Raw genomic sequence first — 23,505 nt, 5'->3', positions numbered from 1 at the left:
AAATTCTATTTGACAAACAACGCTTCTCATATTAAAATAGCATTGAATACCGCCACAAGAGAAGAATTGTTAAGCATTCCATATTTTAACGACTACTTGGTTGATGCTTTAATAGAGCAACGCACATTACGAGATGGATTTAAGAGCTGGGATAAAGTACTGTTAACTTCCCGTTTCCCTGAAGAGAAATTGGCCCTAATTCAGTTATATTTGACGCTCGACTAACTAGAAATATTATACGATAATTTTATATGTACTCAAAATACTTTACCGAAGAACACAACGCATTCAGACAGAGTTTTAGAGATTTTCTTCAAAAAGAAGCCCTTCCTCATATTGAACGATGGGAGGAAACCGGTCAAATTGATAGAGAGATTTTCCAAAAAATGGGAGAGATGGGCTACTTTGGTCTTTATTATCCTGAAAAATATGGAGGTCTTGATCTTGACTTTTTCTATACTGTTATTTTTTTAGAAGAAATGCAGCGTATTAACTCAGGTGGGTTTGCGGCAGCGATGTGGGTACAAGCATTTCTAGGTGCACAGCATTTGCTTAAGGAAGGTGATGAGAGAATTAAGGAAGAATATCTTGTTCCTACTTTAACAGGTGAAAAAATAGGGTGTTTGGGTATAACAGAACCATTTGGAGGAAGTGATGTGGCTGGTATGAGAACTACCGCTGTAAAGGAAGGAGATCATTATATAATTAATGGATCAAAAACTTTCATAACAAATGGAGTCTATTCAGACTATCTGGTTGTTGCTGCAAAAACTGATCCTGACGCAAAAGGAAGAGGTATTAGCATATTCGTAATGGATCGTGAGACGCCTGGTATAAGCGCTACTAAACTAAATAAATTGGGATGGAGAGCAAGTGATACTGGTGAGATAGGTTTTGATAACGTGCGTGTACCAGTTGAAAACCTGATGGGTGAAGAAGGTAAAGGATTTGCGTACATAATGCAGCACTTTGCTCTTGAGAGATTAATAATGGGTATCAATGCTCATGCTAGAGCAGAATACGCGCTGGAATACACCGCTCAATATATGAGAGATAGACAGGCGTTTGGAAAGTCATTGGACAAATTTCAGGCATTACGCCATAAAATGTCCGATATGCTAAGTGAGGTTGAAATGGCAAAATGTTTCAATTATAACATTGCCGAGGAGCTAGATAAAGGGCTTTATCCTGTTAAAGAGGCAAGTATGTCAAAGTTAGTATCTACTAAAATAGCAGATGAGGTAATCTATCAATGCTTACAATATTTAGGTGGCTATGGATATATAGAAGAATATCCTCTTGCACGTATGTGGAGAGATAGTCGCTTAGGGCCTATTGGTGGTGGTACGAGTGAAATTATGCGTGAGATAATAGCAAAAATGGAACTTGACGGTAAAGACTACAAACCTGCTGCTAAATAATTTATTTGCCAGGAAATACATCTTTTATTACTAGAATTAAAAAATAAATGTATTTTTGCACTCGCTAAAGAAAGGAGGTGATGCCACTATGTTAATAATACCAGTTAAAGAAGGAGAAAATATCGATAGAGCTCTAAAACGTTTCAAAAGAAAATTTGATCGTACAGGGAAGATGCGTGAACTAAGAAGAAGACAACAGTTTACAAAGCCGTCTGTAGCAAAAAGAGCACAAAAGATTAAAGCTGAATACATTCAGCACTTAAGAGATCAAGAGAATATCTAAGAACTCTTTAGTTTAAAGTTTAACCGCTAGAAAGAAATGTTTAAATTTACTTTCTAGCGGTTTTTTTATGTTTATTGAAAATTTCATAGAATACTTATCAGTTGAAAAGGGATACTCAGCCCATACTTTAAAGGCGTATGATAGAGATTTGTACCAGTTTAAACAGTTTTGTGAATTTGAAGGTGTAAATTTAAATGAGGTTAATTATCAGGTGATAAGATCTTATATCGCATTCTTGTTAGAAGAGGGACTGCTAGCTCAATCTGTAAATAGAAAAATAACTGCGCTTAAAACATACTTTCAATTTTTAAAGAGAATTGATGTAATCAAGGAAAACCCACTATTGCATCATAAAAGTATAAAGACTTCTAAAAGATTGACCTTGCCATTTTCCAAAGAAGAAGTGTTGAAGGTGCTTAATGAAAAAATCGATATAGAAGATTTTGAAAATTGTAGGGATAGATTAATTATTGAGTTACTTTATTTAACAGGAATTCGCCGAGAAGAGTTAATTAGTCTTAAAATCAGCTCCTTTGAGCAATCTGCTAGAACAATACGCGTTGTAGGAAAAAGAAATAAGCAACGCATCCTGCCGGTAACCGATCGTTTGTATTGGTTGTTGGACAATTATTTAAGGTTGCGGGTGTTTATGGATAAACGAGATGTGGACACATTATTGATTACAGTTAAAGGTGATAAAATATACCCGTCTCTTGTTTATAGAATTATAAAATCGTATTTTAGTAAGGTGTCTAGTAAGATAAAAGTAAGTCCTCATGTATTGAGGCACACTTTTGCAACTCATTTACTAGATGAAGGAGCAGATTTAAATGCGGTTAAAGAGCTTTTAGGTCATTCTAGTTTGTCGTCAACACAAATTTATACACATACTAGTATGGCTAGTTTAAAAGGAGTTTATAAAAATGCTCATCCGCGCTCAAAGAAATAGTAACCTCAAAAACGTAAGATTATGAAAGTAAACGTGCAATCAGTAAATTTTGATGCGGACATCAAGTTAATTGAGTTCATTCAAAAAAGGTTAGATAAATTAGAGCAGTATTATAATAAAATTATAAGCGCCGATGTTTATTTGAAAGTTCAAAAGACTAGTAATAAGGAAAATAAGATTACTGAGGTAAGGTTATTCGTGCCAGGAGACGATATGGTTGCTACAAAAACATGTAAAACTTTTGAGCAATGTATTGACGAATGTGCTGCTGCATTGGAGCGTCAGCTCAAGCGCCGCAAGGAAAAATTAATTTCTCATTAATTTTTTTTAATTTTTTTTTGTGAATTAAAAAATAGGTTTACATTTGCAGTCCGTTAAAACAACGGGCTGTTTTTGTGAAGACAAAAAGAGTTTAAAGCCGATATAGCTCAGCTGGCTAGAGCAGCTGATTTGTAATCAGCAGGTCGTGGGTTCGAGTCCCTCTATCGGCTCAAGTTTTTTGAAATAAATGTGTAAGCATTGGGGAGATACTCAAGCGGTCAACGAGGACGGACTGTAACTCCGTTGGGCAACCTTCGCAGGTTCGAATCCTGCTCTCCCCACAAACACATTATTATGAAATTATGTTAAAGTAATTTCTTTAAGCGGGAGTAGCTCAGTTGGTAGAGCGTCAGCCTTCCAAGCTGAATGTCGCCGGTTCGAACCCGGTCTCCCGCTCAATTATTGCACCTTGGTGTGATGTAGCATTAACGAGATGTGATGCTTAAAATATGCCTTTGGCTATTACGCTTTCGCGAAAGCATAATAAAAGCCGGTGTAGCTCAGGGGTAGAGCGTTTCCTTGGTAAGGAAGAGGTCACGAGTTCAAATCTCGTCATTGGCTCAATTAAGATGAAAAAGGTCTCAATTAGGGGCCATTTGTGGTATAAGCCATTTTGTAAATTAAATGGTTTTTAAATTGAAACACTAATATAAACTAAGACTATAATTATGGCTAAAGAAACGTACGATCGTTCCAAACCGCACCTTAATGTAGGTACAATTGGTCACGTAGACCACGGTAAGACTACTCTTACTGCTGCTATCACAAAGGTGCTTGCTGATGCTGGTTATTCTGAAGCAAGAAGCTTTGACCAGATCGATAATGCTCCTGAAGAAAAAGAGCGTGGTATTACAATTAACTCTTCGCACGTAGAGTACCAAACTCAAAACCGTCACTATGCACACGTTGACTGTCCAGGTCACGCCGACTATGTAAAGAACATGGTTACTGGTGCTGCGCAAATGGATGGTGCTATTTTAGTGGTTGCTGCGACTGATGGTCCTATGCCACAAACTCGTGAGCACATCCTATTAGGTCGTCAGGTAGGTATTCCTCGTATTGTTGTTTTCCTTAACAAGGTTGACATGGTTGATGATGAGGAATTATTAGAGCTTGTTGAGATGGAAGTACGTGAGTTACTAAGTTTCTATGAGTATGATGGTGATAATGGACCAGTAGTTATGGGGTCTGCTTTGGGTGCACTTAACGGTGAGCAAAAGTGGGTTGATACTGTTCTTGAATTAATGAACCAAGTTGATGCATGGATCGAAGAGCCAGTACGTGATATGGATAAGCCATTCTTGATGCCTATCGAGGATGTATTCTCTATTACTGGACGTGGTACTGTTGCTACTGGTCGTATCGAGACTGGTGTTGCAAATACTGGAGATCCTGTTGAGATTATCGGTATGGGAGCTGAGAAATTGACTTCTACTATTACTGGTATTGAAATGTTCCGTCAGATCCTTGATAGAGGTGAGGCTGGAGATAATGCAGGTATCTTATTACGTGGTATTGATAAAAATCAAATCTCTCGTGGTATGGTAATTACTGCTCCTGGTTCAGTAACTCCACACAAACACTTTAAGGCTGAGGTTTATATCCTTAAGAAAGAAGAAGGTGGACGTCACACTCCATTCCATAATAACTACCGTCCACAGTTCTACGTTCGTACAACTGATGTAACTGGTAATATCAAATTACCAAGCGGTGTTGAAATGGTTATGCCTGGAGATAACTTAACTATTGAGGTTGAACTTATTCAGCCAATTGCACTTAACGTAGGTTTACGTTTTGCTATCCGTGAAGGTGGTAGAACAGTTGGTGCTGGTCAGGTAACTGAGATCCTTGATTAATTTCAAGTATTAATATTATAAGTATCCTTTCTTGAATAAAGAAAGGATACTTTTCACTTGTTAAAGGGCGACCTTTAACTATGCAGGTTTAGCTCAGTTGGTAGAGCACTGGTCTCCAAAACCAGGTGTCGGGAGTTCGAGCCTCTCAACCTGCGCACAAAAGCTGAAAGGCTTATTAAAATAGCATACTTATGGGATTAGTATCTTATGTAAAAAATTCGTTTAATGAGTTATCAGAAAATGTTTCTTGGCCTACTTGGGCTGAGGCACAAAAATCTATGGTAACTGTAGCTGTGTTTTCAGTGGTTTTTGCTTTAGTTGTGGCAGGTATTGATTATGTCTTTAATGGTGTAATCGATAGATATTTTGAATGGGTCATTAACGGATAATCATACATAGAGATGAGTGAAGAAAAGGATGTAATGAAATGGTATGTGGTAAGATCGGTGAGTGGTCAAGAAAATAAAATTAAAGACTACATAGAATCCGAGATAGCTCATCATGGGTTGTCAGATTATTTAAAGCAGATTCTGGTTCCTACTGAAAAGGTTGTTCAAATTAGGAACGGTAAAAAAATTAATAAAGAACGTGTCTTTTTTCCTGGGCATATAATGATACAAGCTAGGTTAGAAGGTGAAGTTCCACATGTTATTAAATCTGTTAATGGTGTGATTGGGTTTCTTGGAGAGGTTAAAGGTGGAGATCCTGTACCATTAAGAAAGTCAGAAGTTAATAGAATGCTTGGTAAAGTTGATGAACTTGCAGAGCAAACCGATAATGTGTCTATTCCTTACAAAGTTGGGGAAACTGTCAAAGTTGTTGATGGTCCTTTTAATGGATTTAATGGGAATATAGAAAAAGTTAATGAAGAGAAGCGTAAGCTAGAAGTAATGGTTAAGATTTTCGGGAGAAAAACACCATTGGAATTAAGCTATATGCAAGTCGAAAAAATATAAATGTTACCTATTCAGATAACTAGTTAGGCTTCCACTTACGGTTATCAAAATTTGAAACAATTTAAAAATGGCAAAAGAAGTATCTAAGATTGTAAAGTTGCAGGTTAGAGGTGGTGCTGCAAATCCATCTCCTCCTGTAGGACCTGCTCTTGGTGCGGCTGGAGTGAACATTATGGAGTTCTGTAAGCAGTTTAACGCTAGAACTCAGGATAAGGCAGGTAAAGTGTTGCCTGTTGCTATAACTGTTTATAGTGACAAGTCCTTTGATTTTGTAATTAAAACTCCACCAGCAGCAGTACAAATTTTAGAAGCAGCAAAGTTAAAAGGTGGTAGTGGTGAACCTAATCGTAAAAAGGTAGGTACTATTACTTGGGATCAAGTTAGAGCAATAGCTGAAGACAAGATGCCAGACTTAAATGCTTTTACAATCGAAAGCGCAATGAGAATGGTCGCAGGAACTGCGAGATCAATGGGTGTTAATGTTAAAGGTGGTGAGGCACCTGCTTAAATTTAGTTATTATGGCAAAATTGACGAAAAATCAAAAGGCAGCAAACGCTAAATTCGATAAGGCACAGTCTTACTCACTAGCAGACGCTTCAAAAATCGTTAAAGACACTAGTTCGGCAAAATTTGATGAGTCAGTTGACTTAGCTGTTCGTCTTAACGTAGATCCTAGAAAAGCGAATCAAATGGTTCGTGGTGTCGTAACCTTACCACATGGTACTGGTAAAGATGTGAAAGTACTTGCTCTTGTTACTCCAGATAAGGAAGAAGAGGCAAAAGGTGCTGGAGCAGACTTTGTTGGTCTTGATGAGTATCTTGATAAAATCAAGGGTGGTTGGACTGATGTTGACGTAATTATCACTATGCCTAGTGTTATGGGTAAGTTAGGACCTTTAGGTCGTGTATTAGGACCACGCGGTCTTATGCCTAACCCTAAAACTGGTACAGTTACTATGGATGTGGCTAAGGCTGTGTCTGACGTTAAATCCGGTAAAATCGATTTCAAGGTTGAAAAGAACGGGATTGTTCACGCTGCAATAGGAAAAGTATCTTTTGATGCTGAAAAAATTGCAGGTAACGCAAGAGAGTTAATTAATACATTAGTTAAGTTAAAACCGACAGCAGCTAAAGGAGTTTATATCAAAAGTATCCACTTGTCTAGTACAATGGGTCCTGGTGTAAATGTAGATGCTAAACGTTTTGCAGACGATTAAAAGATCTAGATCATGACAAGAGAACAAAAAGCAACTGTTATACAGGACTTGACTGCAACGTTAGGAGAAAACTCTACTATTTACCTTGCAGATATATCTGGACTTAATGCTTCTGATACATCTAATTTAAGAAGAGCATGTTTTAAAGCTAACGTAAGTATTGCGGTAGTTAAAAATACACTACTTGCAAAAGCAATGGAAGCTTCTGATAAGGATTTTGGTGAATTGCCAGAACTTCTTAAAGGTAACACTTCTATAATGTTGTCTGAAGTAGCTAATGCTCCAGCTAAAGTTATTAAGAACTTTCGTAAGAAATCGGATAAGCCTTTATTAAAAGGTGCTTATATCGAGGAAGCAATTTACGTAGGTGATGATAAGTTAGATTCATTAAGTGAAATCAAGTCTAAAGAAGAAATGATTGGAGAAATCATTGGTCTTCTACAAAGCCCTGCTAAGAATGTTGTCTCTGCTCTTCAATCGGGTGGTGGTAAACTTGCAGGAATCCTTAAAACACTATCAGAAAGATAGTAAACAATTAGTACGCAATTATTTTATATAAATTTTAAAACGATAGAAATGGCAGATTTAAAAGAATTCGCAGAACAGTTAGTTAACTTAACTGTTAAAGAAGTAAATGAATTAGCAGACATACTTAAAGACGAGTATGGTATTGAGCCTGCTGCTGCAGCTGTAGCTGTTGCAGGTGGTGCTGCTGCAGGTGGTGGAGACGCTGCTGAAGAGCAAACTGAATTTGACGTAATCCTTAAAGCAGCTGGTGCCTCTAAATTAGCTGTAGTGAAGTTAGTTAAAGAATTAACTGGTGCAGGTCTTAAGGATGCGAAAGGTCTTGTTGACAACGCTCCATCTCCTATTAAAGAAGGTGTAGCTAAAGATGAGGCAGAAGCTCTTAAAGCTCAGCTAGAAGAAGCTGGTGCTGAGGTTGAGTTAAAGTAATTTAACATTACCTATATATAAAGGTTTAGACCTGTTGAGCAAGGCTCACAGGTCTAGACCATTTTGCGTATAATGATGAGACGTCATCAACAACGCTATTTTTAACCATTTAATACCGTGCATTGATGCTAGCAACAAACACAGAGAGAATTAACTTTTCAACGGTAAAGAACAAAGCAGAATATCCTGATCTGCTCGATATCCAAATCAAATCGTTTCAGGATTTCTTTCAGTTAGAAACTAAATCTGACAAGAGAGAAAATGAAGGTCTTTATAATACCTTCATGGAAAATTTTCCAATCACAGATACTCGCAATCAATTTGTTCTCGAGTTTCTAGATTACTTTGTGGATCCACCACGTTACTCTATCCAAGAGTGTATTGAACGTGGGCTTACTTACAGTGTTCCACTTAAATCAAGATTAAAATTATATTGTACCGATCCAGAACACGAGGATTTTGAAACTATTGTTCAAGATGTTTATTTAGGTACAATCCCATACATGACTCCATCTGGTACTTTCGTTATCAACGGAGCTGAGCGTGTTGTTGTTTCCCAGTTACACCGTTCTCCTGGTGTGTTCTTTGGACAGTCATTTCACGCAAATGGTACTAAATTATATTCAGCACGTGTAATTCCATTTAAAGGATCATGGATTGAATTTGCGACAGATATTAACAGTGTAATGTATGCTTATATCGATCGTAAAAAGAAATTACCTGTAACAACTCTTTTCCGCGCAATTGGTTATGAAAGAGATAAAGATATTCTCGGAATCTTTGATCTTGCAGAAGAGGTAAAAGCTAGTAAAACAGGATTAAAAAAATATCTAGGTCGCAAATTAGCAGCTCGTGTTCTTAGAACATGGCATGAAGATTTTGTAGACGAGGATACAGGAGAAGTTGTATCGATCGAGCGTAATGAAATCGTATTAGATCGTGATACTGTCCTAGAAAAAGAGCATATCGATGAAATAATCGATTCTCAGGCAAAGACTATACTTTTACATAAGGAAGATATGATGTCTGCAGATTATGCTATCATTCACAATACTTTACAAAAAGACCCTACCAATTCAGAAAAAGAAGCGGTAGAGCATATTTATAGACAATTACGTAACGCTGAGCCGCCAGATGAGGAAACTGCTCGTGGTATCATCGATAAGTTATTCTTCTCTGATCAGAGATATAACTTAGGTGATGTAGGGCGTTATCGTATGAATAAAAAATTAGGTCTTGATATTGACATGAGTAAGCAGGTTCTTACAAAGGAAGATATCATTACTATAATTAAATACTTAATTGAATTAATTAATTCAAAAGCAGAAATCGATGATATCGATCACTTATCAAACCGTCGTGTACGTACAGTAGGTGAGCAATTATCATCTCAGTTTGGTGTTGGTCTTGCTCGTATGGCAAGAACAATTCGTGAGCGCATGAATGTAAGGGATAACGAGGTTTTTACACCTATTGATCTTATTAATGCCAAGACGCTTTCATCTGTAATTAATTCGTTCTTTGGAACTAATCAGCTATCTCAGTTTATGGATCAAACGAATCCATTAGCAGAGATTACGCATAAAAGACGTCTGTCAGCATTAGGTCCAGGTGGTTTATCTCGTGAACGTGCAGGATTTGAGGTTCGTGATGTACACTACACACACTACGGTAGATTATGTCCTATTGAAACTCCTGAAGGACCGAATATTGGTCTTATCTCATCTTTAGCTGTTTTTGCTAAGGTGAACAACATGGGATTCATTGAGACACCATATAGAAAAGTTGAGAACGGTGTTATTAATACATCAGAAGAGCCTATTTATTTAAGTGCCGAAGAAGAAGAAGGAATGCACATTGCTCAGGCAAACTTGCCACTTGAAAATGGTAAGATTGAATCTGACAAAGTAATTGCCCGTTTAGAAGGTGATTTCCCAGTGGTTGAGCCAGATCAGGTGCAATATGCCGATGTCGCGCCTAACCAAATCGCATCGATATCAGCTTCATTAATTCCATTCTTGGAACATGATGATGCAAACCGTGCATTGATGGGATCAAACATGATGCGCCAGGCAGTTCCATTATTACGAGTTGATTCTCCTATTGTTGGAACAGGACTTGAAAGACAAGTTGCGTCTGATTCACGAGTTTTAATCAATGCCGAAGGTGATGGAGAAGTTGTATATGTTGATGCTCAAAAAATTGTAATTCGTTACGATAGAACCGAGCGTGAAAGAATGATTTCTTTTGACCCAGAAGATACATCTTACAACCTTATAAAGTTCCGTAAGACAAACCAAGGTACTTCTATAACTTTAAAACCAATTGTCCAAAAAGGCGATAGAGTTGAAAAAGGTCAAGTACTTTGTCAAGGATACGCAACTGAAAAAGGTGAGTTAGCTCTAGGTCGTAATATGAAGGTTGCCTTCATGCCTTGGAAAGGATACAATTTTGAGGATGCGATTGTAATCTCAGAAAGAGTTGTAAGAGAAGATTTGTTTACTTCTATTCACGTTGATGAGTATTCTCTTGAAGTTAGAGATACTAAATTAGGTAATGAAGAATTAACAGCCGATATTCCTAACGTAAGTGAAGAAGCAACTTCAAACTTAGATGAAAATGGAATGATAAGAATTGGAGCCGAGGTAAAACCAGGTGATATTCTTATCGGTAAGATTACTCCAAAAGGAGAATCTGATCCTACTCCAGAAGAAAAATTACTACGTGCTATTTTTGGTGATAAAGCAGGTGATGTTAAAGATGCATCTCTTAAAGCTTCACCTTCATTGCGCGGTGTTGTTATAGATAAGAAATTATTCTCTAGAGCAGTAAAGGATAAAAGAAAAAGAGCACAGGATAAAGAGGATATTGCACGATTAGAGCAAAGTTATCAGGCAAAATTTGACGGTTTACGTGATCGTTTGGTTGAAAAACTTTTTGAAATCGTTAGTGGTAAAACATCACAAGGTGTATACAATGATTTAGGTGAGGAAGTACTTCCTAAAGGTAAAAAGTATACACTTAAGATGTTGAACTCTGTAGATGATTACACTCACTTAATTTCTGGTACTTGGACAACAAGTGACGAGATTAATGAAACCGTTGCAGACTTACTACATAACTATAAGATTAAAGAGAACGATCTTCAAGGTGCATTGCGCCGTGAGAAGTTTACAATTTCTGTAGGAGATGAATTACCAGCAGGAATTATCAAACTTGCTAAAGTTTACATAGCTAAAAAGCGTAAACTTAAAGTAGGTGATAAAATGGCAGGTCGTCACGGTAACAAAGGTATCGTAGCGCGTATAGTACGTGAAGAAGATATGCCGTTCCTAGAAGACGGAACACCAGTAGATATCGTTCTTAATCCACTAGGTGTACCATCACGTATGAATATCGGTCAGATTTATGAAACTGTATTAGGTTGGGCTGGACAAAAATTAGGTAAGAAATTTGCTACACCTATTTTTGATGGTGCTACATTGGATCAAATAAATGAATTGACTGATAACGCTGGAATACCACGATTCGGTCACACCTATTTATTTGATGGAGGTACAGGAGAGCGATTTGACCAACCTGCAACAGTAGGTGTCATTTACATGCTTAAATTAGGTCACATGGTAGATGATAAGATGCACGCGCGTTCTATCGGACCATACTCACTTATTACTCAACAACCATTAGGTGGTAAAGCACAATTTGGAGGTCAGCGTTTTGGTGAGATGGAGGTTTGGGCACTTGAGGCTTATGGAGCTTCTAGTACACTGCGTGAGATTCTTACTGTAAAATCAGATGATGTAATAGGAAGAGCTAAGACTTATGAGGCGATCGTTAAAGGAGAGCCTATGCCAGAACCAGGTCTTCCGGAATCATTTAATGTATTGATGCACGAGCTTAAAGGACTAGGTTTAGACCTTAGACTCGAGGATTAATTTATCTTTGAGAGTAGGTGGTAGTTTCGCTTTCGCGAAAGCGTAATTACCATCAACCTCTCTTACACTAATTAAAATAGTACCATAATTATGGCTAGAAATAAAGAAACCCAAACTCAGAAGAAATTTTCAAAAATTTCAATCGGTCTTGCATCTCCAGAATCTATTCTTGCGGAATCTAAAGGAGAAGTACTAAAGCCAGAAACGATTAACTATCGTACTCACAAGCCTGAGCGCGATGGACTTTTCTGTGAGCGTATTTTTGGTCCTGTAAAGGATTATGAATGTGCCTGTGGAAAATACAAACGTATACGTTATAAAGGTATCGTTTGTGATCGATGTGGAGTAGAGGTAACAGAGAAAAAAGTACGTCGTGATCGTATAGGTCACATTAACCTAGTTGTGCCTGTAGCACACATATGGTATTTCCGTAGTTTACCTAATAAAATTGGATACCTATTAGGATTACCATCAAAGAAACTGGATATGATTATTTACTACGAACGTTACGTAGTAATACAGCCAGGTATTGCAAAAAATGCCGAAGGTGAGCCAGTTCAAAAAATGGAATTTCTTACTGAAGAAGAATATTTAGATATTTTAGATAGTCTTCCTCAAGAAAATTTATATCTAGAAGATTCTGACCCTAATAAATTTATCGCAAAAATGGGTGCAGAGTGTTTAATTGAATTATTAAACAGAATCGATCTAGATGCGTTGTCTTATGACTTACGTCACAAAGCAAATAATGAGACTTCTAAACAAAGAAAAACTGAAGCTCTCAAGAGACTTCAGGTAGTTGAGGCTTTTAAGGAGTCTAACTTGCACAGAGAAAACAAGCCAGAATGGATGATCATGAAAGTGATTCCTGTGATTCCACCAGAATTACGTCCGCTTGTACCTCTTGATGGTGGTCGTTTTGCAACATCAGACTTAAATGATCTTTATCGTCGTGTAATCATACGTAACAACCGTTTGAAGCGATTGATGGAAATCAAAGCTCCAGAGGTGATATTACGTAATGAAAAGCGTATGCTACAGGAGTCTGTGGATTCTCTTTTAGATAACACTAGAAAATCTAGTGCTGTTAAGACAGATTCTAACAGACCATTAAAATCTTTATCAGATTCCCTTAAAGGTAAGCAAGGACGTTTCCGTCAAAACTTACTTGGAAAACGTGTTGACTATTCTGCTCGTTCTGTAATTGTTGTAGGACCAGAATTGAAACTTTATGAATGTGGTCTCCCTAAAGATATGGCTGCAGAGCTTTACAAGCCTTTCATTATTCGTAAGTTGATTGAAAGAGGTATTGTAAAAACAGTAAAATCTGCTAAGAAAATAATTGATAAAAAAGAGCCTGTTGTTTGGGATATACTTGAGAATGTTCTTAAAGGGCATCCAGTATTATTAAACCGTGCTCCTACACTTCACCGTCTAGGTATTCAAGCATTTCAGCCTAAGTTAATAGAAGGTAAAGCAATTCAATTACACCCGTTAGTATGTACTGCATTTAACGCCGATTTTGATGGTGATCAAATGGCGGTACACTTACCACTAGGACCAGAGGCGATTTTAGAGGCTCAACTTTTAATGTTAGCTTCTCATAACATCTTGAATCCTGCAAATGGTAGTCCTATTGCCGTTCCTTCTCAGGACATGGTATTAGGTTTATATTACATGACTAAGTTACGTAGGTCAGAACCTAATCACATTGTTAAAGGTGAAGGTTTAACGTTCTACGGTCCAGAAGAATTGGTAATCGCATTTAATGAAAAACGTGTTGATATTAACGCACCAGTAAAATGTAGAATACCACTTTTACAAGAAGATGGATCATACAAATCAGAGTTGATAGAAACTACTGCAGGACGTGTGTTATTTAACGAGAAAGTACCTAATGAGGCTGGTTATATAAATGAAGTTTTGACTAAAAAAGCTTTACGTGATATTATCGGTGATATTCTTAAGGTGACAGATGTTCCTAGAACAGCTGCCTTCCTTGATGAGATTAAAGATTTAGGTTATGGATTTGCATTCCGCGGTGGATTGTCATTCTCACTAGGAGATATCATGATTCCAGAAGAAAAGCAAGCCATGATAGACGAGGCTAATGCCAAAGTTGACGCGATACGTGGTAACTATGGAATGGGTCTTATTACTCAGAATGAACGTTACAATCAGGTGATTGATGTTTGGACTGCTACTAATGCTCAGCTTACTGAACTAGGTATGAAGAATATTAGAGAAGACCAGCAAGGATTTAACTCGGTGTATATGATGTTGGATTCTGGTGCTCGTGGATCAAAAGAGCAGATTAGACAGCTTACTGGTATGCGTGGTCTTATGGCAAAACCTAAAAAGTCGAACTCAGGTGGTGGAGAAATTATTGAAAATCCAATTCTTTCAAACTTTAAAGAAGGATTATCAATTCTTGAGTACTTCATTTCTACTCACGGTGCTCGTAAAGGTCTTGCAGATACGGCACTTAAAACTGCCGATGCTGGTTATTTAACACGTCGTTTACATGATGTTGCGCAAGATGTTATTGTTAATACAGAAGACTGTGGAACATTAAGAGGTATTGAAGTTACTGCTCTTAAAAAGAATGAAGAAGTAATGGAGAAACTAGGAGCTCGTATCCTAGGACGTGTTGCTTTACACGATGTAGTTGATCCAGCTACACAAAATGTTATGGTGGCAGCAGGTGAATTGATTACTGAAAAAATCGCTGATGCAATTGATGAAACAGTAATCGAGTCTGTGGAAGTGCGTTCGCCATTAACTTGTGAAGCTAAAAAAGGAGTTTGTACAAAATGTTATGGTCGTAACCTAGCTACTAACCGTCTTGTTATGAGAGGTGAGGCTGTTGGAGTTATCGCAGCACAATCTATTGGTGAACCAGGAACACAGCTTACCTTACGTACATTCCACGTAGGTGGTGTTGCAGGTAACGTTAGTGAGGAGAATTCTGTAATCGCTAAAAATGAAGGAGTTCTTGAAATTGAAGATCTTAAAACGGTTAAGGGTGAAGATAGCGAAGGGAATGCAGTAGATATTGTAATCTCTAGAACATCTGAGGCTAAGTTGATGCACAAGGACACTGGTTTATTACTTAATACCAATAACATTCCTTATGGTGCAGAGTTATTCAAAAAACCTGGAGCAAAAATTAAGAAAGGCGAAGTAATTGCTAAATGGGATCCTTTTAATGGAGTAATTATTTCAGAGTTCTCTGGAGAAATCAAGTTTGAAAATATCATTCAAGGGACAACTTTCCAAGTTGAAACTGATGAACAAACTGGTTACGAAGAAAAGGTTATTTCTGAATCTAGAGATAAGAAGTTAATTCCTACACTGCACATCGTTGATGGTAAAGGAGAAACTCAAATTTCTTATAATTTACCAGTAGGTGCACACTTAATGATTAATGATGGTGAGAAGATTAAAGAAGGAAAAATTCTTGTTAAGATCCCTCGTAAGAGTGCCAAAGCAGGTGATATTACCGGAGGTCTTCCTCGTGTGACTGAACTTTTTGAAGCTCGTAATCCTTCAAATCCAGCTGTTGTAAGTGAGATTGATGGTGTTGTTTCTTTTGGTAAAATTAAGCGTGGTAACCGTGAAATTATCGTTACTTCAAAAACAGATGAAGTAAAGAAATATTTAGTAAAATTATCTAATCAGATTCTAGTCCAAGAAAATGATTATGTAAGAGCTGGTATGCCTTTATCAGATGGTTCTATAACGCCTAAAGATATTCTAGCAATTAAAGGACCAAGTGCTGTACAGCAGTATTTAGTTAACGAGGTTCAAGAGGTTTATCGATTACAAGGTGTAAAAATCAATGATAAACACTTTGAGGTTGTTGTAAGACAAATGATGAGAAAAGTTCGTATCGTAGATCCAGGTGATGGTATTTTCCTAGAGAATCAATTGGTTCATAAAGAAGACTTCATTCAAGAGAACGACCGACTTTATGGAATGAAAGTGGTTGAAGATGCTGGTGACTCAGAGAATCTTAAAGAAGGTCAAATCGTTTCTCCACGTGATTTACGAGATGAAAACTCTATTTTAAGAAGAGAGGATAAGAATCTAGTAGTAGCAAGAGAGGTAATGCCTGCAACGGCAGAGCCTATATTACAAGGTATTACTCGTGCATCTCTTCAAACTAAATCATTTATTAGTGCCGCGTCGTTCCAGGAAACTACTAAAGTACTTAATGAGGCAGCTGTAAATGGTAAGGTTGATACTCTTGAAGGTCTTAAGGAAAATGTTATTGTAGGTCATAGAATTCCAGCAGGAACAGGTATGAGAAATTATGATGACATTATTGTAGGCTCAAAAGAGGAGTTCGAGAAGCTTATGCTTAATAAACCAGAACAAGAGGTAAATTATAATTAATAGGAATGGCAAATAATCCTAATCAAGAGAATAAGATCAACATAGAAATTGATGAAAAGATTGCTGAAGGTCAGTATAGTAATTTAGCTATCATAAATCATTCACATTCTGAATTTGTTGTTGATTTTGTTAATATCATGCCTGGTAATCCAAAGTCTAAGGTGAAGTCAAGAATAGTTCTTACTCCACAACATGCTAAACGTTTAGCTCAAGCACTTATGGATAATATTAGAAAATTTGAAAATGCGCATGGTGAAATTAAGGATTATGAGCAGCCTCCTATTCCCTTAAATTTTGGTCCAACTGGACAAGCTTAATATATTCCGCTTTCGCGAAAGCGTAGTTATCATTAAAGCCTAACTTTTATAGTTAGGCTTTATTTTTTTATTTACAGAATAGTTTTTGATTATGAATTGTCGAAAATCCACTTATTCTAAAAGCGTTTAAAGAGATTTCATACTAAAGACACTAGACATTATTAGTCAAAATTTTTCTTTCAGGAGATGTTCTTAAAATGAGATTTAAAAAATTTAGATTTTTTAAAAACCACCGAGTATTTTTCTTCGTACATACTAGATCCTAAAGATGTCAAATTTAGTTTTTGTTTAATCTTCTGTATTTCAGAGTTTTTTTTAATGGAACTTTTTTCATAAGTGTTTTTAACGACTTTAATTGGAATTTTGTCGAAAGAGCACTATAAATACTGGGTTTTTCTTCATTGGGATGTTGTTACAAGTATTTTTGCAGCTTAGAATAGAACAAGCTATTCTGTTTTTTTGATAATTATTTCATTTACAATGAGTTTTAATTTTCCCTCTAACCTAAAATTCAATGGTAACATTATCTATGTGTTGCTATTATTATTCATTCTTAATCCTAGTTCAGTTTTTGCTGATGGAACCAAGCAGTTGATGCCTTCTGCGACAGGAGTGGAGCCAGCAAATGGTACAGCTCTCTACATAACAAGAGGTCAATTTGGTCCGTATGTTAATGCTCCTAATTCTAGTAGGTTACGTTTTACTATCGCAAATGCTGCTACTGAAAACCTTTATTTTGGGGTGTTTTCAAGGCAGAGGCTAGATGCTTCTAATCATCCAGAGCTGGGAGCTTTTACTTATTATCGTATTTACGACCAGAGTGGTACGTTGGTTGAAGGGGTAAATCCCGCTGGTGTGCAGGTAGGAACATTGTCAGGTAGATTTGATGATGGTGCAGGAGCAAACCCAATCGCGGGAGATGCAGGATTTGTATCAAATTACACAGAGGCTTTTAACGGGCCTAACGGTGTAGGTGGAGTTACAAATGGTTACAATCCTTATGTATTTAACCCTACAACTGCTGGAAATTATTATATTGAATTTTATATAAGTACCGATGGTGGTGCCACTCCATTTACTTTTGGAAATGGAGATCCGGCTATTTTCTTTTTTCCATATTTTGATTTTACTGTGGGGTCTACAGCCTCTGCAATTCCAGGAAGAATATGGTCTGATAAATGGTCGTTAATTGGTTATCAAAATCAGGATGCTGATGGTGATATAGGTACTCCAAATGTACCTAATCCTACACTAGATGCATCTGTTGAGGGTGAATTTTACGCGTATACTGATGATCAGGTAATCGTTAAAGTGGATTTTTTACCTGGATTTAGGCCATTAGCCTATGAGTTGTCTATGAATAGATTTGGTGTTGTTGATGATGATGATAATCCAGCAAATGATTTTCTTTTAACACGAAGATCTGTAAATAGACCTTCCAATACTTCTCCTAATTTAGACAATGGGTATCCCGTTTTTTTAACCGTCCCAGATCAATCTGTATTTGTACCTGCTCCACAAGCAGATCCGATATTAACTGGTGAGATTTTTGGTTGTCCTGGTAACTATTACATCCCTTATACTTTGGATGCGCCTGCAGATGTTGCTCTTTTAGTAGATTTTGACGGTAATGGGGTTTTTGATGCAAATACTCGAGATGTAGTTATTGAAGCATTTGAACAGCCAGTAGGTGATAACTTGCTTTTTTGGGACGGGTTAGATGGGTTTGGTGATATAGCCGAAGCAGGTGTAAGTATAAGCTTAAAGTTAGTGTCATTTAGAGGTAGGACCAATGTTCCTATGTATGATGCGGAATTCAATTTAAATGGTTTAACCATGGAGTCTGTGACTCCTACTCTAGCAAGTCAAAAACTTTTCTGGGACGATTCACAATTAACAGCCTTTGGAACTTGTGTTGACGCCTCAACTCAAAATACTGCAAATACAACTACAGGCTCATTTGTAAATACTAATTTATTAAATGGTAATGTGGGGCCAGGACACGCATGGAATGGTTCAAATCCGGGTAATACGGTACCTGCAACTGCTGGCGCTGGTGAAGGTACTAATACTCCGACGCTATTGTGTGATGATTATGGAAATATCAGGGTTATAAACACTTGGTTTTATGGTTCTGAGGTAGAATCCTCTGTGGTGCAATTAGTGGTTCCGTCATGTGATCAAGATGGTGATGGGGTTCATGATCTTGTTGATATTGATGATGACAATGATGGGATTCCAGATATAGTGGAACTAGAAAATGTTAATGCTAACGATCCTCTTGGAGATGACGATGGTGATGGATTGTTAAATTATTTTGATCCATCTAATGGTCCAGGAACGGATGGTCCTTCCAGTTCAAACTTTGTTGATAACAATAATGATGGTGTAAGTGATTTATATGATACTGACGGTGATGGAATTATAGACCAGTTTGATTTAGATGCTGATGGAGATGGTGTCCCTGATAATGTTGAAGCTCAAGGTACTTTAGGGTATATAGCTCAAGGTAGTTTAACAGATACTGACGGTGATGGTTTGGTGGATACTTATGATCCTGATTGTAACGGTTCGTCCACTACTAGTGCTAGTGGTAATGCTGTTTCAGGATTTACCTATGGAGGTAACCAGGATATTACTCCAGCATTAGGGACACCCGAAGCTAATGGTGTTGCTGCTACCAATCTTAATGGAGTTCGTCTTAGAAATACTGGTTCTGCAGGAGAAACTCAAGGTCCATTAACTTTAGAATTTGATAGAGGACTACCAGTAGGGACTACAATTACTTTTTCAATCGCAAATGATATTGGTGCAGGTGATAGTATGAATATCACTCTTGGTTCACAGGTGATCTCTAATTACAATACGGGTGGAGCTGCTGATTCCTATGTTCAATTTAATGTTATTACTACAAGTTCAACGTCATCTGTATTTTTCGAATTGAACTCAGGTGGGTTTAGAATAGGCGGAGTTAGCTATAGTTTCACTTCTGCTACCTGTTCAAATGGTTTTGCTGTGTTACCGGTGGATACAGATTTTGATGGGGTACCTGATTATAAGGATTTGGATTCTGATAATGATTCAATTAACGATACAACTGAAAATAACTTTGCTCTATCCGGAAACGATACAGATTTTGATGGATTAGATGATAGTATTGATGCTACTTCTGGTTATCAAGATCCTAATGGTAATGTAAATAATCCATCATCATTACCTGATAATGATGGTGATGTTAATGGTGGTGGTGATGTGAATTACCGTGATGCAACTGCTAGTGTTGATTCCGATAACGATGGAATTTTTGATGAAGTAGATTTAGATGATGATAATGATGGAATTTTAGATTCCGATGAATGTTATGTTGAACCAACGGCTACTGGCCCTTATACAAGTACAAATACCACTTTCTCCTTTTCTGGTTCTGGTGGGAATAATAATGCAAATTTGCAATCTGTTACATTAGATGGGATTACTTATAATGATTTTATTGTTCCTGATTTATATACAGAGAATTTCAACTCTACAAGTGATAATGTTGTGTATGAAGTTCTTAATGGTACAAGTGGCCAAGGTACAGGTCCTACAGGAGATAATATTTCAAATCCTAACTGGGAACAAATTATTTTACCAGCCTTTCAATCAAGAAATTTTAATTATTTCCAAGGACTTTCTGGAGCTGTTTTAGATACTGATTTCTATACACTCAGTTACAATGTTCCAATTTCTGTTTCAGGAGAATCTTTCTTATTAGTTTCTGAAAGAGATGGGAATAACACTTTTGAAATTGAAGCGTTTGATGCACAAGGAAATAGTTTTGGTCAACTAAATGTAGTACTTACCGATTATATAAATACAGGTATTAACACTTCGGTTGGTCAGCCAATTAATATTGCAGTTTATCCATTATCACAGCTTGCGCCCGCAGGTTCTGTAATAAAGTCTATTAATGTTTCTCCAGGAGCAGATGGAGATGGAGGCGATGGAAAAGTGTTTATTCTTAATGGAGGTTCAACTTGTCCAGATTCAGATGGTGACGGGATAATAGATAGTTTAGATGTTGATGCAGATAATGATGGTATTTATGACGCAGTCGAAGCTGGTCATAATGAAGTCAATATTGACGGTCGATTAACTGGTCCTGTTGGTGATGATGGTGTTCCTAATAGTGTTCAAGATCCTGGCGATGTTGATAATGGGATTGTTAACTATGAATTAGTTAACTCTGATGGTATAGATAATTTTGATTTTCAAGATACTGACTCTGATAATGATGGATGTTCCGATGCTAACGAGGCTTACAACAATAGTTCTGCTGATGGAGGAGATGGTGGTGCCTATGGTTCAGGTATCCCACCAACGAATTCTTCAAATGGTGCTGTTCTTGCAGCAAGTTATGCACAACCAGCTGATTCTAATTCGAATACTTTACTAGATTATACCGAGATAGGACCTGATACAGATGGTGATGGGATCATAGATGCATGTGATGATGTTGATGACCGTCCAGATACTGATGGCGATGGAGTGCCGAATGTTGTAGATATTGATGATGATAATGATGGTATTTTGGACGTGGTTGAATGTAAGGATGAGTCAACATTGGACTGGAGCGTAAATACTTGGGCTGCCGGCACACTTAGTAACTCTTATTCAGTTGATTCTAGAGATGTTAATATAACTGTAGTTGACCCCAACAATGCATTACTTAATTCGCCTAATCTGCCTATTTCAGGTGCTTTTTATCAAGGTGGACAACCATCTGTACCGCAAACTCTTATTTCAGGTTTCGACCTACAAACATTAGGAGCAACAGGTACGGTAACTTATACGATCGATTTTAATAGTGAGTCCTTTAACAATGTAGCGTTTACTTTATTGGATGTAGACGGAGAGTTAGGTTCAATAAGACGAAAAGAAAGATACACTATAACTGGTTTTAATGGAGCGTCTCAGGTTTTACCAAATATAGTTCCAGCAGGAACTCAAGAGGTTATAGGTAATTCTGTTCTAGGTGTTGATCCAGTTGCCCCAACTGGTGCTGCATCAGGAGCAGGAAATGTAAATATATCATTTTCTGCACCAGTGGATACTATCACTATTGTTTTTGATGTTACTGATGATTCTGTGATCAACCCAGGTTCCGAGCCAGGATTTAGTATTGGGAATATTCGCTTTTCTTCATGTGATTTTGATAATGACGGTATACAAGATTTATTGGATCAGGATAGTGATAATGATGGTATCACGGATAATGTAGAAGCTCAAGATACTGCTGGCTACATACAACCATCTGGTATAGATAGTGATGGGAATGGTTTAGATGATGCTTATGAAACTACTCCAGGAAGTGGAGAAGGGCTTACGCCAGAAAATACAGATGGAGATCCAAATCCTGATTATGTTGATTTAGATAGTGACAATGATAATGTCCCAGATGCTACGGAAGGTTCTGATTTTAATAACGATGGTAATCCTGATACTACTCCTAGTGGAAATGATATTGATAATGATGGACTCGACGATGCGTTTGACGGTGACACAACGGGATATGGAGATCCTAACGGTACTCCTGTAACAAATGATCCTGGTAATGAATTAAATAATACAGATGGTACTGATCAACCAGATTATAGAGATACCGATGACGATAACGATTCGCTTTTGACATCTGGAACTGGAGAGGATACCAATAATGATAATGACCCTACAAATGATGACGAAGATTTAGATGGAGTTCCAAATTATCTTGATCAAGATGATACAGATGGTGATGGGGTTCCTGATACCGTAGATATCGATGACGACAATGATGGTATACTAGATATTAATGAAGATGCTAATTTGGACGGTGATAATAACCCATTTACTAATCCTTCAGATCAGGATGGTGACGGTATACCTAATCATTTAGATTTAGATTCTGATGGTGATGGTATTCCTGATAATAATGAGGCTCAAACTACTTTAGGTTATATTGATCCGTTAGTAAACGACGCAGATGGAGATGGAATTCCAGATGTTACAGCAAATGGTTTACCTACTGCTTATAATCAAAATAACGATGAGCTTGGATTATTGCCAGTAAATACAGATACGGTGGACCTACCTGATTATCTGGATCTAAATTCTGACAATCAAGGTGGTAATGATACTGTTGAAGCTGGATTAACTTTATCAGGTAATGATTCCGATAATGACGGTTTGGACGATGCAGTTGATCAAACACCTACCTATGCTGATCCTAATGGTAATATAGATGATACTGCTAACTTACCAGATACCGATGGCGATTTAAATTCTGGAGGTAATGTAGACTTCAGGGATCGCAGTTTACCAAATGACGAAGATGGTGATGGAGTTGTAGATAGAGATGACTTAGATGATGATAATGACGGAATTACCGATATCACAGAAGGTTTTGAGTTTTACACAGATAATTCTACAACTTGTACTGGTCAAACTTACAATTTTAATGGAGGTACGTTAATCTCAGGTACGGCAGGTCAAGTAGGAGCTAGATACAGATTTTCTGGAGTTCGCGCAGGAATTGATGCTATTGTTGAAATTACACAAAGATCTACTGGAGCAACATTAAATTCTATTGATAACGCTTCTGGTGATGCAAATGCATGGCAGCCTGTAATTAATTATTCTGCAGCATCCTCTGGTGATTTAACAGTTACCTTCAATGTTCAATTGGTAGATGCTGGAACTACTAATCTTACTGTTGTTAATAGAATTAGTGGATTTATTCAGGATGTTGACAGCGACGGGTCAGGTAGAATTAGAGAATTCTATAGATTAAGGAATTTAGTGGGTTATTCATAAATAATCCTACGAATATTATTGCAACAAATCTTACTGGTGGAGTAACTCAATTTAGAGCAAACGGGA

At 37.3% G+C, this 23,505-nt stretch carries 16 protein-coding genes and 5 tRNA genes; all 21 read left to right on the top strand.

Annotation, left to right across the window (positions count from 1 at the left end; translation table 11 throughout):
• Nucleotides 1-225 (top strand): helix-hairpin-helix domain-containing protein (locus BST93_RS13970; RefSeq protein ID WP_146105038.1); only part of this gene is annotated, 225 nt, incomplete at its 5' end.
• A gap of 26 nt (nt 226-251) precedes the next feature.
• Entirely contained in the window at nt 252-1,421 is a 1,170-nt protein-coding gene (locus BST93_RS13965; protein ID WP_105018119.1) for an acyl-CoA dehydrogenase family protein, read from the top strand.
• Nucleotides 1,422-1,509: 88 nt separating this feature from the next.
• The gene (gene rpsU / locus BST93_RS13960) at nt 1,510-1,704 is read left to right on the top strand and encodes a 30S ribosomal protein S21 (protein WP_042279738.1); all 195 of its coding nucleotides are present in this window, start codon (nt 1,510-1,512) and stop codon (nt 1,702-1,704) included.
• 67 nt (nt 1,705-1,771) lie between these two features.
• Complete coding sequence (locus BST93_RS13955; protein ID WP_105018120.1) at nt 1,772-2,653, top strand: tyrosine-type recombinase/integrase; 882 nt, start codon at nt 1,772-1,774, stop codon at nt 2,651-2,653.
• 21 nt (nt 2,654-2,674) lie between these two features.
• On the top strand, nt 2,675-2,974 hold the full coding sequence (gene hpf, locus BST93_RS13950; protein ID WP_042279744.1) for a ribosome hibernation-promoting factor, HPF/YfiA family: 300 nt from the start codon (nt 2,675-2,677) through the stop codon (nt 2,972-2,974).
• A gap of 96 nt (nt 2,975-3,070) precedes the next feature.
• Nucleotides 3,071-3,144: transfer RNA gene (locus BST93_RS13945), tRNA-Thr, on the top strand.
• 30 nt (nt 3,145-3,174) lie between these two features.
• Nucleotides 3,175-3,255: transfer RNA gene (locus tag BST93_RS13940), tRNA-Tyr, on the top strand.
• Nucleotides 3,256-3,297: 42 nt separating this feature from the next.
• Nucleotides 3,298-3,370: transfer RNA gene (locus BST93_RS13935), tRNA-Gly, on the top strand.
• Between the two features lie 93 nt (nt 3,371-3,463).
• Nucleotides 3,464-3,535, top strand: a tRNA-Thr gene (locus BST93_RS13930).
• A gap of 107 nt (nt 3,536-3,642) precedes the next feature.
• On the top strand, nt 3,643-4,830 hold the full coding sequence (gene tuf / locus BST93_RS13925; protein WP_042279745.1) for an elongation factor Tu: 1,188 nt from the start codon (nt 3,643-3,645) through the stop codon (nt 4,828-4,830).
• A gap of 82 nt (nt 4,831-4,912) precedes the next feature.
• Nucleotides 4,913-4,985: transfer RNA gene (locus BST93_RS13920), tRNA-Trp, on the top strand.
• A gap of 36 nt (nt 4,986-5,021) precedes the next feature.
• Nucleotides 5,022-5,219, top strand: a complete 198-nt coding sequence (gene secE, locus BST93_RS13915) for a preprotein translocase subunit SecE (protein ID WP_042279746.1) — start codon at nt 5,022-5,024, stop codon at nt 5,217-5,219.
• A gap of 12 nt (nt 5,220-5,231) precedes the next feature.
• Nucleotides 5,232-5,786 (top strand): transcription termination/antitermination protein NusG, encoded by a 555-nt coding sequence (nusG, locus tag BST93_RS13910; RefSeq protein WP_105018150.1) that lies wholly within the window; start codon nt 5,232-5,234, stop codon nt 5,784-5,786.
• A 67-nt stretch (nt 5,787-5,853) separates the two neighbouring features.
• The gene (gene rplK, locus BST93_RS13905) at nt 5,854-6,294 is read left to right on the top strand and encodes a 50S ribosomal protein L11 (RefSeq protein WP_042279749.1); all 441 of its coding nucleotides are present in this window, start codon (nt 5,854-5,856) and stop codon (nt 6,292-6,294) included.
• An 11-nt stretch (nt 6,295-6,305) separates the two neighbouring features.
• Nucleotides 6,306-7,004 (top strand): 50S ribosomal protein L1, encoded by a 699-nt coding sequence (gene rplA / locus BST93_RS13900; protein WP_042279751.1) that lies wholly within the window; start codon nt 6,306-6,308, stop codon nt 7,002-7,004.
• Between the two features lie 12 nt (nt 7,005-7,016).
• A complete protein-coding gene (rplJ, locus tag BST93_RS13895) occupies nt 7,017-7,532 on the top strand; it encodes a 50S ribosomal protein L10 (protein WP_042279754.1) in 516 nt (171 codons plus the stop codon).
• Between the two features lie 48 nt (nt 7,533-7,580).
• Entirely contained in the window at nt 7,581-7,958 is a 378-nt protein-coding gene (rplL, locus tag BST93_RS13890; RefSeq protein ID WP_042279757.1) for a 50S ribosomal protein L7/L12, read from the top strand.
• A 125-nt stretch (nt 7,959-8,083) separates the two neighbouring features.
• Entirely contained in the window at nt 8,084-11,893 is a 3,810-nt protein-coding gene (gene rpoB / locus BST93_RS13885; RefSeq protein WP_105019644.1) for a DNA-directed RNA polymerase subunit beta, read from the top strand.
• Nucleotides 11,894-11,983: 90 nt separating this feature from the next.
• Nucleotides 11,984-16,291 (top strand): DNA-directed RNA polymerase subunit beta', encoded by a 4,308-nt coding sequence (gene rpoC, locus BST93_RS13880; RefSeq protein ID WP_042279759.1) that lies wholly within the window; start codon nt 11,984-11,986, stop codon nt 16,289-16,291.
• A 5-nt stretch (nt 16,292-16,296) separates the two neighbouring features.
• Nucleotides 16,297-16,608, top strand: coding sequence for a DUF3467 domain-containing protein (locus BST93_RS13875; protein ID WP_042279760.1), 312 nt, complete (start codon nt 16,297-16,299; stop codon nt 16,606-16,608).
• A gap of 480 nt (nt 16,609-17,088) precedes the next feature.
• Complete coding sequence (locus BST93_RS13870; RefSeq protein ID WP_105019643.1) at nt 17,089-23,439, top strand: beta strand repeat-containing protein; 6,351 nt, start codon at nt 17,089-17,091, stop codon at nt 23,437-23,439.
• Nucleotides 23,440-23,505 lie beyond the last annotated feature (66 nt).

It is taken from the genome of Nonlabens tegetincola (assembly GCF_002954355.1).
Classification (GTDB): domain Bacteria; phylum Bacteroidota; class Bacteroidia; order Flavobacteriales; family Flavobacteriaceae; genus Nonlabens; species Nonlabens tegetincola.
This window is presented reverse-complemented; position numbering and strand designations above follow the sequence as displayed.